Below are 12,874 nucleotides of genomic sequence, written 5' to 3' on the forward strand. Positions count from 1 at the left end.
TTCTACCTTATCCGCGCAACGGAATACCGGTTCCGCATCAAATAAAAACACCGTCGCCCGGAAAAAGTTGCTAGCGCAGCGGAGGCGTCGGGAGGACGTTTACAACCGAGCAGCCGGAGCAAGCGTGACTTTTTCCGGAGAAGCAGACGCAAGGGAGCGGGCGGATGGTCCCCGTACAGGGGACCGGAGCATAGCGGACTTTGCGTCTGCGAGGGCGGCAGCGGAATTCCGGTATTAGCAAGGCGGCGGTATCTGTACTTCCTGCCGTGGGTAGGAGCGAGGGAATGCCGCCCCCGTGTGTCAGGCGGCAACTAAAACTACCTTAGCATACCGAAAAAAGTTGCTAGCGCAGTGGAGCCGTTGTGAGGGCGTTTACCAACCGAGCAGGCGAAGCAAGCGGGACTTTTTTCGGAGAAGCGGGGGCAAGGAAATGGAGTGGATGGTCCTCGCTTAGAGGACCGGAACGAAATGAACTTTGTCCCCGCGTCGGAGCGGAGGGGCGACTTGAAGCGATTTTCCGAGCGTACCAGGCGGGACAGCAAAAGCAGCCGTTCTTTTTTCCTTATACAATGGAAATAACCAACGCCCGGGAAAAGTTGCTAGCGCAGCAGAGGCGTCGTGAGGGCGTTTACAACCGAGCAGCCGAAGCAAGCGTGACTTTTCCCGGAGGAGCCGACACAAGGGAGCGGGCGGATAGCCCCCGCCCAGGGGGCTGGAGCACAGCGGACTTTGTGTCTGCGAGGGCGGCAGCGGAATTCCGGTATTAGCAAGGCGGCGGTATCTGTACTTTCTGCCGTGGGTCGGAGCGAGGGAATGCCGCCCCCGTGTGTCAGGCGGCAAAAAATGGACCACGGGGCGGAGCAGGCCCCTTGGGCCATTTTTCCGAGCGTACCGGGCGGGGAAGCAAAAGCAGCCGTTCTTTTTTCCTTATAAAATGGAAATAACCAGCGCCCGGGAAAAGTTGCTAGCGCAGCGGAGGCGTCGGGAGGGCGTTTACCAACCGAGCAGCCGAAGCAAGCGTGACTTTTCCCGGAGGAGCCGGCACAAGGGAGCGGGCGGATGGTCCCCGTACAGGGGACCGGAGCATAGCGGACTTTGCGTCTGCGAGGGCGGCAGCGGAATTCCGGTATTAGCAAGGCGGCGGTATCTGTACTTCCTGCCGTGGGTAGGAGCGAGGGTATGCCGCCCCCGTGTGTCAGGCGGCAAAAAATGGACCACGGGGCGGAGCAGGCCCCTTGGGCCATTTTTCCGAGCGTACCGGGCGGGGAAGCAAAAGCAGCCGTTCTTTTTTCCTTTAAAACGGAAATAACCAACGACCGGGAAAAGTTGGTAGCGCAGCGGAGGCGTCGTGAGGGCGTTTACCAACCGAGCAGCCGAAGCAAGCGTGACTTTTCCCGGAGGAGCCGGCACAAGGGAGCGGGCGGATAGCCCCCGCCCAGGGGGCTGGAGCATAGCGGACTTTGTGTCGGCGAAGCGGAACGCTGGTGAATTTTGCTTCCTTTGTTTCATTACAAAGGAAGTGCCCGCCCGGCATGAGGGCTGCAGACTAGTGCCTCAGCAAAAAAGTAATCCTCCCCGGCTGTGCCGGGTCCGCAATCTTTCACTTTCTTTTCCAAAAGAAACAGCGTTTGTTTTGCTGCACAAACTTTGTTTTCATGCCAGAGCCTAGGGGCAACTTGAAGCCATTTTCCCAGTGTATCGGGCGGAGAGACAAAATCAGCCGTTCCTTTTTCCTTAAAAAAATAATTTCCGTTGCGCTTTCCTTCCCTCCCTGCCGGACGCATTTCTTTCTCTGGCGGAACAGATGGGAAAACCACCCTGCGGGAATGTAAATTTATCAGGTGGAAAGAGGTAAAAGAAGACATTTCTCGGCCCCATGCACTTTACACTTCCTGAAAAAGGTGATAAAATTTAGATAAGTGTGCGGCACCTTTGCCAGAGTATACGGCAAAGAGGCACACAGGCATGGGAAACCAAAAATAACAGGGAGGAAAAATCTATGGTAAGAAAAATGAAAACCATGGACGGCAATAACGCTGCGGCATATGTGTCCTATGCGTTTACCGAAGTGGCGGGCATTTACCCCATCACTCCGTCCAGCCCCATGGCTGACTACGTTGACCAGTGGGCAGCTGCTGGCCAGAAGAACATCTTCGGCACCGAAGTAAAGGTAATCGAGATGCAGTCTGAGGCGGGTGCTGCCGGTACTGTTCACGGCTCTCTGGCCGCGGGCGCTCTGACCACCACCTACACCGCTTCTCAGGGCCTGCTGCTGATGATCCCCAACATGTACAAGATCGCCGGCGAGCTGCTGCCCTGCGTGTTCCACGTTTCCGCCAGAACCGTGGCTTCTCACGCGCTGAACATCTTCGGTGACCATTCCGACGTCTACGCCTGCCGTCAGACCGGTTTTGCGATGCTGGCTGAGTCCAATCCTCAGGAAGTTATGGACCTGGGCGCTGTGGCTCACCTGGCTGCCATCGAGGGCCGTGTTCCCTTCATCAACTTCTTCGATGGTTTCCGTACTTCCCACGAGATCCAGAAGATCGCTATCTGGGATTACGAGGACCTGAAGGAAATGTGCAACATGGACGCTGTTGATGCGTTCCGTAAGCGCGCTCTGAACCCCGAGCGTCCTGTAATGCGCGGTTCTCATGAGAACGGCGATATCTTCTTCCAGCATCGTGAGGCCTGCAACGAGTACTATGAGGCCGTTCCCGCTGTTGTTGAGAAGTACATGGACAAGGTCAACGCCAAGCTGGGCACCGACTACAAGCTGTTCAACTACTACGGCGCTGCCGATGCTGACCGCGTCATCATCGCTATGGGCTCCATCTGCGATGTGGCTGAGGAAGTTATCGACTACCTGACCGCCAAGGGCGAGAAGGTTGGTCTGGTGAAGGTTCGTCTGTATCGTCCCTTCGCTGCTGACAAGCTCCTTGCCGCTATCCCCGCTACCGCCAAGAAGATCGCTGTTCTGGACCGTACCAAAGAGCCCGGTGCTCTGGGCGATCCTCTGTATCTGGATGTGGTCACCTCCCTGGCCGAAGCCGGCAGAGCGATGAAGGTTGTGGCTGGCCGCTATGGTCTGGGCTCCAAGGATACTCCTCCTTCCAGCATCTTCGCTGTGTACACCGAGCTTGCCAAGGACGAGCCCAAGCGCCGCTTCACCCTGGGCATTGTGGACGATGTCACCAACCTGTCCCTGCCTGAGGAAGTTTCCCCCAACACCGCTGCTGAGGGAACCATCGAGTGCAAGTTCTGGGGTCTGGGCGGCGACGGTACCGTTGGCGCCAACAAGAACTCCATCAAGATCATCGGCGACCATACCGACAAGTATGTTCAGGCTTACTTCCAGTATGACTCCAAGAAGACCGGTGGTATCACCATCTCCCACCTGCGCTTCGGTGATCATCCCATCCGCGCTCCTTACTATATCAACAAGGCCGACTTCGTGGCCTGCCACAACCCCTCTTACGTCATCAAGGGCTACAAGATGGTCCGTGACGTTAAGCCCGGCGGTGTGTTCCTGATCAACTGCCAGTGGGCTCCCGAGGAGCTCAACGAGCATATGCCCGCTGAGGCCAAGAGATACATTGCCAAGAACAACATCCAGCTGTACACCGTTAACGCTATCGACCTGGCTATCCAGATCGGTATGGGCAAGCGTACCAACACCATCCTCCAGGCTGCCTTCTTTGCTCTGGCTAAGGTTATGCCCATCGAGGAAGCTGTTCAGTACATGAAGGATGCTGCTACCAAGTCCTACTCCAAGAAGGGCCAGGACGTGGTGGAGATGAACCACAAGGCTATCGACGCTGGTGTTTCCGCCTTCGTGAAGATCGACGTTCCCGCTGACTGGGCTACCGCCGAGGACAAGAAGGACGACGTCAAGCTGGCTGGTCCTGAGAAGCTGGTCACCATGGTCAAGGATATCATGGAGCCCGTTTCCAAGATGGACGGCGACAGCCTGCCTGTTTCCGCTTTCGTTGCTCACGCCGACGGTACCTTCGAGCAGGGTGCTTCCGCTTACGAGAAGCGCGGTGTTGCCGTTATGGTGCCCGAGTGGCTGCCTGAGAACTGCATTCAGTGCAACCGCTGCTCTTATGTTTGTCCTCATGCCACCATCCGTCCCTTCGCGATGAACGCTGACGAGGCCGCCAAGGCTCCCGAGGCCACCAAGAAGGCTAAGATGGCCGGCAAGGGCTTTGAGAACTACACCTTCACCATGAGCGTGTCTCCTCTGGACTGCATGGGCTGCGGCGTCTGCGTCAGCGTATGCCCCGCCAAGACCAAGGCTCTGGTTATGAAGCCCAGAGAGTCTCAGGAGGTTCAGCAGCCTGTCTTCGATTACATGGTTGCCAACGTCTCCAAGAAGGACGATATGCCTGCTGTTGACACCGTTAAGGGCAGCCAGTTCGCTCAGCCCTACCTGGAGTTCTCCGGCTCCTGCGCAGGCTGCGCCGAGACTGCTTATGCCCGCCTGATCACTCAGCTGTTCGGCGACAGAATGTATGTCTCCAACGCTACCGGATGCTCCTCCATCTGGGGTGGTCCCGCTGCTACTTCTCCCTACTGCACCGACAAGAAGGGCCATGGTCCCGCTTGGGCCAACTCCCTGTTCGAGGATAACGCCGAGCATGGTCTTGGTATGCTGCTGGGTCAGAAGGCTGTCCGTAACCGCCTGATTGCCAAGGTTGAGGCTCTGGCTGCTTCTACCGACAACGAGGCTGTGAAGGCTGCTGCTGAGAAGTACCTGGCCACCAAGGACAACGGCAAGGAGAACACTCCTGCTACCGATGCCCTGATCGCTGCTCTGGAAGCTTGCGGCTGCGACGCTGCCAAGGAGATCCTGAAGGATAAGGAGTACCTGTCCAAGAAGTCCGTCTGGATCTTCGGTGGTGACGGCTGGGCCTATGATATCGGCTTCGGCGGTGTGGACCATGTTCTGGCTTCCGGTGAGGATGTCAACGTGATGGTCTTCGATACTGAGGTTTACTCCAACACCGGTGGTCAGGCTTCCAAGGCCTCCCAGATCGGTCAGGTTGCTCAGTTCGCTGCTGCTGGTAAGGCTCTGGCCAAGAAGAGCCTGGCTGAGATCGCGATGTCCTATGGTTATGTCTATGTTGCTCAGATCGCTATGGGCGCTGACATGAACCAGACCATCAAGGCGATTTCTGAGGCTGAGGCTTATCCTGGTCCTTCTCTGATCATTGGCTACTCTCCCTGCGAGATGCACAGCATCAAGGGCGGTATGGCCAACTGCCAGATGGAGATGAAGAAGGCTGTGGATTGCGGTTACTGGAATATGTTCCGCTTCAACCCCGCTGCCAAGGCCGAGGGCAAGAACCCCTTCACCCTGGACAGCAAGGCTCCTACCACCAGCTACAAGGACTTCATCCTGGGCGAGGCTCGTTATTCCTCCCTCACCCGCTCCTTCCCCGAGAGAGCTTCTGTTCTGTTCGAGAAGGCCGAGGAGAACTCCGTTGCCAGATACAACCACCTGCTGAAGCTGAAGGATCTCTACGAGTAATTTCAGCCGTACGCCGGTTTTATAAGGCATCAAGGCCCCTGCTGGTCCCTTTGGGTCCCGCAGGGGCCTTTGAGCGTGTCGAAAAAGTTCGACACGCTTCCAGGGGGTATCCCATACCCCCTGGATACGCCGCCTGGTTCCTGACGAAACCAGCGGCGATACCCCCGGTTTCGCGCCCCGGTGGGCGCGGGTCGTGGTATAAAAATCAGGCACATGTCCTGATTTTTATGATTTTCAATTTTGTTTTCTCTTTAAAATAGGTTTTTCTACAGTCTGCAAGGTCCTGCTGGTCCCTTTGGGTCCCGCAGGGGCCTTTTACTGCGCCGAAGGGGTTTGGCACACTTCCAGGAGGCCACAGTCCCCCTGGATACGCCGCAGATTCCCCAGAAAACCAGCGACGATATCCACGGTTTCCCGACCTTATGGAGCAGGTCGAGGTATAAAAATCAGGATATGCGTTTGATTTTTTATGACTTTGAATTTGGTTTGTCATGGGAAACATGTTTTGAGACAGATTGGGGGGCGGCGGTTTATCCGCCGCCCCCTTTGGCCGCCTTGGGCGGCCAGAATCTTTTTTCCTTATAAAATGGAAATCACTCCCGCCCGAGAGCAGCGAGTGGATTGTCTGGCTTTACCCAGACAACCGGCGAGCGGATGGCTTTGACGATACTCTGATAGAGACACAAACCTGCCTTTCTGTCCGTTCCCCTTAACACTAAAAGGTACAGACCAAAACTGTGGCAGGCTGTTTGCCGGACTAACTAGATCGCTACAGCCTAAACAATGGGATTCCAAAGGGACGAGTCCCTTTGGGCGTACCCCTTGGTACAAACTTTTCTCCAACTTCCATCCAAAAAAGAGAGTACATCTGCACCTGATCGAAAGCGGCAACTACCCCTGATAAAAGGTTCCCCTTTCTTTTAGAGCCTGGTTGTGCTATCATAATCACTGTAAATGAAGGGGCGGCTTGTATGGATCAGCCTGGAATGAAAGGGGAACAGCATATGGCTATGGAGCGGCAGACCATCGCCGCCATCGCTACCGGCGCCGGCGGAGGAATCGGTGTGGTGCGGATATCGGGACCAGAGGCATTGAAAATTACAGATCGTATATTCAAAGGTAAAAAGTCCCCATTGGATATGAAAGGGTACACCGGCTGTCTGGGACGGGTTCATGATGGGGAAGGGGATCTGGATGAAGCGGTGCTGTTTGTCTATCGGGCTCCCTACAGCTATACGGGAGAAGATGTAGCGGAGCTGAGCTGCCACGGCAGCGCTTTCCTGCTGGAAAAGGTGTTGGCGGCAGCAATCGGGGCGGGGGCGGTTCCCGCCGGACGGGGAGAGTTTACCAAACGGGCTTTTCTCAATGGCAAGATGACCCTGCCTCAGGCAGAAAGTGTGGTTGATCTGGTGGCCGGGGAGAGCCGTCAGGCGGCGAGAGCTGCTTTGCAGGCCCGGGACGGCGCCTTGTTCCACGCTATCCGGGAGATCAATGACCTGCTTATGGATGCAGCCGCGCATATTTCAGCTTGGATCGATTATCCGGAGGAGGATGTGGAGGAGGTACTGATGAGTGACCTGTCCCACACCCTGACAGAGGCTGGGAGCCGTCTGGCCAAGCTGGCCTCCGGTTATGACCAGGGCCGGATGATCCGCCAGGGGATCTCCACCGCTATCGTGGGCAGCGCCAATGTGGGCAAGTCCACCCTGATGAATTTGCTGACCGGTTATGAGAAGAGCATCGTCACCGATATCCCCGGCACCACCCGGGACGTGATCGAAGATACCGTTCGGGTAGGGGATCTGGTGCTCCATCTCAGCGATACTGCCGGTATCCGCAATACCTCCGATGTGGTGGAGCGGATGGGAGTGGAGCGAAGCGTCAGCCGTCTGGAAACCTGCGACCTGATTCTGGCGGTCTTTGATGGTTCCCGGCCCCTCACCGAAGGGGATCGAAGCTTGCTGGAACGGCTGGATGGTCGCTTGGCAATCGGTCTGTGCAATAAAAGCGATCTGCCCCGCCAGGCGGACCTGGATGAAATCCGCCGTCATGTCTGCCGGGTGCTGGAGATTTCCGCCCGGGAAGGAGAGGGGTTGGAACAGCTGGAACAGGCCATCAGTGAGCTGGTGGGTCTCAATCAGCTGGACAGCAGTGCCGGGATGCTGGCAAATCAGCGGCAGCTGTCCTGTGTCACCAGGGCCCTCCGGAGCTTGGAGGAGGCGAAAAACGCTCTGGGCTACGGCCAGACTTTGGATGCTGTCTCAGTGGAGCTGGAGGAGGCCATTGATGCTCTGTTGGAGCTGACTGGGCAAAAGGCCAGTGAAGCGGTGATCGACCGGGTATTTGAGCAATTTTGTGTAGGAAAATAAATACGATTAGTATTATATAGAAAAAGTAAACTGGTAGTATTTATTTTAAATGGGTAAAAATAGTCGAACATAACCATTGTGCCTGGTGTTAGATGGAAAAGAACAAAGCCGTATCACTGTCCTGTGATTGAATCATCGGGCCACTGATTCATGTTTTGGCTTTGCATCTTTTTCTTATGATATTCCGATTTTTATCATGTAACGGCTCTGGATCAAAATATCCAACTATAGGGCCATAGATGGGAAAGCAGCCCATCCTGACAAGGAGGATACAGCAATGGCTTTTTTGGAATTGGAATTTTTTTCTCAGATGCTTCATACCAATGCCCAGCTGCAGGTTATTTTGCCCCAGCCCGGAAGTCAGAGCGGATGGGATGGCAAGACCCCTCTTCCGGTCCTTTATCTGCTTCATGGTCGGGGAGGAGATCACAGCGACTGGCAGCGGATGACTTCGGTGGAGCGGTATGGGGAGAAAAAGCCCCTGGCCATGGTGATGATGTCCAATCTGTTGGGGGAGTACACCAATCAGAGATACGGATATCCTTATTTCGACTATGTCTCCCAGGAGGTTTGGGAAATCAGTCACAGCTATTTTCCTTTAAGCGAAAAACGGGAGGAAAACTTTATCGCCGGACTTTCCATGGGTGGTTATGGCGCACTGAAGATCTGGCTGCGTATGCCGGAACGGTTTTCTTATGCGGCTGGTCTTTCCGCCGCCTGCGACCGGTATAAGCCCCTGCCGGAAGAAGCCCGGAGCATCCAATCCATTGAAGAATTTCGGGCAAAGCGGCAGATGTTTGACCGTGATGTCTATGAAAAAGCCATGCATTTTTATCTCAACTACGGCTCCCCTCAGGAGTTTTTGAATTCACGGGAAGACAATCTTTTCCTCATTGCGGAAGATGCCGCCAAGGGTAACAAAGTCCTTCCAAAACTGATGATGATTTGCGGTACAGAGGATGAATGGGTGCTGCCCTCCAACCGCCGCTTCCATGAGCACCTGCTTTCTTTGGGCATTCCCCATACTTATTATGAATCTCCGGGAGCACATACCTGGGATTATTGGGATACTGAAATCCAGAGGGTGCTGGAATGGCTGCCGGTGTAATCCAGGAGCAGTAAGGATGGATTGCAGTATCCATTTTGTTGGAATTTTCTGCCGGCACCTCCTTGTGATTTTCCCCTTCAAGGGTGATAAATAAATTTACTTTTTGATGAACATAAGCGCATTTCAACTATTTGTATTATATTTTAGACCGAAACAGGAGCGAGAACATGAAAGATACCATGGAACCCTACGCCGCGGGGCGGTTTGATGTGGCAGTGATCGGGGCCGGACACGCCGGAGTGGAAGCGGCTTTGGCGGCGGCCCGGCTGGGCTGCTCGGTGGTGCTGTTCACCATCAGTCTGGATGCCATTGCCAATATGCCCTGTAATCCTTCCATCGGCGGAACTGCCAAGGGCCACCTGGTCCGGGAACTGGACGCTTTGGGAGGACAGATGGGCAAGGCTGCCGATGCCACCATGCTCCAGAGCCGGATGCTCAACCGGGGTAAGGGACCTGCTGTCCACAGCCTCCGGGTCCAGTCGGACCGGCAGGCATACCATCGGTATATGAAACAGGTGGTGGAGACACAGCCGGGTTTGCTGGTGCGCCAGGGCGAGATCGTCTCCCTGGAGGTGGATGATCAGGGCCGGGTGGCTTCGGTGACCACTGCCATGGGCGGACGGTATGAGGTTTCCGCAGCCATTATCGCCACAGGAACCTTTTTGAAAGGCAAAATCTTTGTGGGAGAATATTCCCAGGAGAGCGGTCCTGACGGAATGCACCCAGCCAATCATCTGAGTGAAAGCCTGGAGGCGCTGGGCATCTCCCTGCGGCGCTTCAAGACAGGAACCCCCGCCCGGGTGCTGAAATCTTCCATTGACTTTTCAGTGCTGGAGGAGCAGCCGGGAGAGGAGCCGGTGATTCCTTTTTCCTTTGAGACTGACGCCTCCACCCTTTCCAATAAGATGGTGTGCCATATCGCCTATACCAACGAGGCCACCCATGAGGTGATCCGCCGTAATATTGGCCGTTCCCCCTTGTATGGCGGCAAGATTGAGGGCATCGGCCCCCGGTACTGCCCCAGCATCGAGGATAAGGTGATGCGCTTTTCGGACAAGCCCCGGCATCAGATGTTTATTGAGCCCATGGGTGCCGATACGGAGGAGATGTATCTTCAGGGGATGAGCTCCTCCTTGCCGGAGGAGGTACAGGTGGAGTTGTACCGCACTGTCCGTGGATTGGAGCGGGTGCAGCTGATGCGCACCGCTTATGCCATCGAATATGACTGCATCGATCCCACAGTGCTGCTGCCCACCCTGGAATTCAAACAGGTTCCCGGGCTGTATGGAGCGGGACAGTTTAACGGCACTTCCGGTTATGAGGAAGCGGCGGTCCAGGGCTTTGTGGCTGGCGTGAATGCCGCACGAAAGATTCAGGGAAAATCCCCCCTGGTGCTGGAACGGTCCGGTTCTTATATCGGAACCCTCATTGACGACCTGGTGACCAAGGGATGTATGGACCCTTACCGGATGATGACCAGCCGAAGCGAATACCGTTTGCTGCTGCGGCAGGATAACGCCGATGTCCGTCTCACTCCTCTGGGATATGAGCTGGGCCTGATTTCCAAAGAGCGGTATGAAAACTTCCTGGAACAGCAGCGGCAGAAGGAGGAGGAAAAAGCCCGTTTGGCCCGGGTGACCCTTCCGCCCATTGATGCGGTAAATGCTTACCTGGAAGGGGTGGGTACCGCACCCATCACCCAATGGACCAGGATGACCGATCTTCTTCGCCGTCCTCAGGTGGATTATGCGGGGTTGGCTCCCTTTGATCCGGAACGGCCCCAGCTCCATCCCCATGTGGTGGAACAGGTGGAAATTGAGATCAAGTATGAAGGCTACATCAAAAAGCAGCTGGCGCAGGTGGAGCAGATGCGCCGTTTGGAATCCACCTCTCTGGAGGGGATCGAGGACTTTCATGAGATCCGAGGACTGCGTCTGGAGGCCATCGAGAAACTCAACCGTATCCGTCCCCTGAGTTTGGGACAGGCTTCCAGAATTTCCGGGGTGAGCCCGGCGGATATTTCGGTGCTGCTCATTTCCCTGGAACAACGGAAGCAAGGAGGGACCCGCCATGATTGAAAAACAGGCTTTTTTGGATCTTCTTTCTCAGGCAGGAATAGAGCCGATGGAGGAAGATTATCTAAAATTTTCCATTTATTGCCAAATGCTCCAGGAGTGGAATGAAAAAATCAATCTCACCGCCATCACAGACGATGAAGGTATTGCAGTAAAGCATTTTGTGGACAGCCTGCTGCCCATGACCATGTTTGATCTGCCGGAGCATCCCCGCCTGATCGATGTGGGGACAGGAGCGGGTTTTCCCTCCATCCCCATGAAGCTCATTCGCTCGGATATTCAGCTTACCCTTTTGGACAGCCTGGAAAAGCGGCTGAATTTCCTGCGGAATCTTTCCGCCCGGTTGGGTATTGATGCTGTCACACTTCATGCCCGGGCGGAGGAAGCGGGAAAGGACCCCAAACACCGGGAAAAATATGATGTAGCTACTTCACGGGCAGTGGCGGCTATGGGTGTATTGGCAGAATATTGCCTGCCGCTGGTGAAGGTGGGGGGCGTATTGCTGGCCCTCAAGGGAAGCAGCGGCCGCCAGGAAGCGGAGGATGGAAAGCGGGCCATTGAGCTGTGCGGCGGCAGGGTGGAGGCGATTCATGACTACGCTTTGCCCAATGGCGACCCCAGAACTTTGGTGATTGTGCGAAAGATATCGCAAACTCCCCCTAAATATCCCAGAAACGCTGGTCAAATTTCAAAAAGACCGTTGTAAAGAGGCGAAATTGATCTTTTTCAGCGGAATTTTCACGGACGAAAAGCTTCGCCTTTTTTGGCGCCTGATGGTATGATAGGTCCAGAAGGACCTGAACCGGGACAAGCCCGGCTGCCACAGGCGCTGTTTTTTTGGAGGTGAGGGGATGAAATTCGGCGGACGGCCCAAGGTGGTCAATAAAGTGGTGCTGCTGCCGGTGGAGGAGATTCATCCCAGTCCCTATCAGCCCCGCCGGTATTTTGGTGAGGAGGAGCTGGATAGTCTCGCCCGAAGCATCGCTCAAAATGGTCTGCTCAGTCCCATTATCGTCCGAAAGGATGAGGAGGGCGGATATCAGCTGATTGCCGGGGAGCGGCGGTTGATGGCCTGCCGAAGATTGGGACAGTGGGAGATCCCCGCCATTGTGCAGGAGAAGGATGATCTTTCGGCGGCGGTGCTTACCCTCATCGAGAATCTACATCGGGAGAATCTCAGCTTTTTTGAGGAAGCGGAAGGAATTTACCAGCTGATACAGGAAAGCGGACTGAGCCAGCAGAAAATATGTGCCGTGCTGGATATGGCTCAGCCTACTGTCGCCAATAAACTGCGGCTGCTGCGTCTTTCTCCGGCTGTGCGGGATACGGTGGAAGAACTGGGTTTGACAGAGCGGACTGCCAGAGCGCTTCTTCGGTTGGAAGGAGAGGAACGGCAGCTGAAAGCCTGTCGTTATATTGCGGCCCATCATCTCACATCGGCCCAAGGGGAAAGCTATATTGCCCGTTTGGCAGAGGAGCAGGGAAGAAGGAATCGGCCATCGGGACATTTGCGGGATTATCGTTTGATTTTTTCCACCATGGATAAGGCGGTGGCACAGCTGAAGGAGGCAGGTATTCCGGTAAAAACGGAGAAATCCGAAGAGGAGGACTGTGTTTGCTACACTGTTCGGGTGCCAAAGGCCAAGACTGCAAAAAAACGGTCTCAGACGGTTGCAGTTTGAAAGAAGGCTTTTTATTTTACAGTCACTCTCTCTCATCAGAGAGTTGATCATATCACTTCCCAACCTGATCTGTTCTTCGGAGCAGAAGAAAGGAGCCGGTCCTGAGG

At 55.2% G+C, this 12,874-nt stretch carries 7 protein-coding genes; 6 read left to right on the top strand and 1 reads right to left on the bottom strand.

The annotated features are described in order from the left end of the window. Positions 1 to 1,508 precede the first annotated feature (1,508 nt). On the bottom strand, positions 1,509 to 1,865 hold the full coding sequence (locus BQ5383_RS10040) for a hypothetical protein (protein ID WP_071431649.1): 357 nt from the start codon (positions 1,863 to 1,865) through the stop codon (positions 1,509 to 1,511). A gap of 134 nt (positions 1,866 to 1,999) precedes the next feature. On the opposite strand from BQ5383_RS10040, the gene nifJ reads away from it, so the two are divergent. The 6 genes from nifJ (at position 2,000) to BQ5383_RS10075 (ending at position 12,767) form a co-directional block, all read left to right on the top strand. After that, on the top strand, positions 2,000 to 5,533 hold the full coding sequence (gene nifJ / locus BQ5383_RS10045) for a pyruvate:ferredoxin (flavodoxin) oxidoreductase (RefSeq protein ID WP_071431651.1): 3,534 nt from the start codon (positions 2,000 to 2,002) through the stop codon (positions 5,531 to 5,533). 971 nt (positions 5,534 to 6,504) lie between these two features. Beyond that, positions 6,505 to 7,902: a tRNA uridine-5-carboxymethylaminomethyl(34) synthesis GTPase MnmE gene (gene mnmE, locus BQ5383_RS10055; protein WP_235821966.1), complete on the top strand. Its 1,398-nt coding sequence runs from the start codon at positions 6,505 to 6,507 to the stop codon at positions 7,900 to 7,902. A 277-nt stretch (positions 7,903 to 8,179) separates the two neighbouring features. Continuing rightward, positions 8,180 to 9,010: an alpha/beta hydrolase gene (locus BQ5383_RS10060; protein ID WP_071431655.1), complete on the top strand. Its 831-nt coding sequence runs from the start codon at positions 8,180 to 8,182 to the stop codon at positions 9,008 to 9,010. Between the two features lie 167 nt (positions 9,011 to 9,177). Further along, the gene (gene mnmG / locus BQ5383_RS10065) at positions 9,178 to 11,088 is read left to right on the top strand and encodes a tRNA uridine-5-carboxymethylaminomethyl(34) synthesis enzyme MnmG (protein WP_235821967.1); all 1,911 of its coding nucleotides are present in this window, start codon (positions 9,178 to 9,180) and stop codon (positions 11,086 to 11,088) included. After that, entirely contained in the window at positions 11,081 to 11,791 is a 711-nt protein-coding gene (rsmG, locus tag BQ5383_RS10070; RefSeq protein WP_071431657.1) for a 16S rRNA (guanine(527)-N(7))-methyltransferase RsmG, read from the top strand. The genes mnmG and rsmG overlap by 8 nt, the downstream gene beginning before the upstream one ends. A 145-nt stretch (positions 11,792 to 11,936) precedes the next feature. Continuing rightward, complete coding sequence (locus BQ5383_RS10075) at positions 11,937 to 12,767, top strand: ParB/RepB/Spo0J family partition protein (protein WP_071431659.1); 831 nt, start codon at positions 11,937 to 11,939, stop codon at positions 12,765 to 12,767. The last annotated feature ends 107 nt before the right edge of the window (positions 12,768 to 12,874 follow it).

Origin of the sequence: Angelakisella massiliensis (assembly GCF_900104675.1) — a bacterium.
GTDB lineage: Bacteria > Bacillota > Clostridia > Oscillospirales > Ruminococcaceae > Angelakisella > Angelakisella massiliensis.

What these genes read in the sequence shown, in the direction of transcription:
- BQ5383_RS10040 (WP_071431649.1), bottom strand. Translation starts at nt 1,865, where the DNA reads ATGTCTTCTTTTACCTCTTTCCACCTGATAAATTTACATTCCCGCAGG.
- nifJ (WP_071431651.1), top strand. Translation starts at nt 2,000, where the DNA reads ATGGTAAGAAAAATGAAAACCATGGACGGCAATAACGCTGCGGCATAT.
- mnmE (WP_235821966.1), top strand. Translation starts at nt 6,505, where the DNA reads ATGGATCAGCCTGGAATGAAAGGGGAACAGCATATGGCTATGGAGCGG.
- BQ5383_RS10060 (WP_071431655.1), top strand. Translation starts at nt 8,180, where the DNA reads ATGGCTTTTTTGGAATTGGAATTTTTTTCTCAGATGCTTCATACCAAT.
- mnmG (WP_235821967.1), top strand. Translation starts at nt 9,178, where the DNA reads ATGAAAGATACCATGGAACCCTACGCCGCGGGGCGGTTTGATGTGGCA.
- rsmG (WP_071431657.1), top strand. Translation starts at nt 11,081, where the DNA reads ATGATTGAAAAACAGGCTTTTTTGGATCTTCTTTCTCAGGCAGGAATA.
- BQ5383_RS10075 (WP_071431659.1), top strand. Translation starts at nt 11,937, where the DNA reads ATGAAATTCGGCGGACGGCCCAAGGTGGTCAATAAAGTGGTGCTGCTG.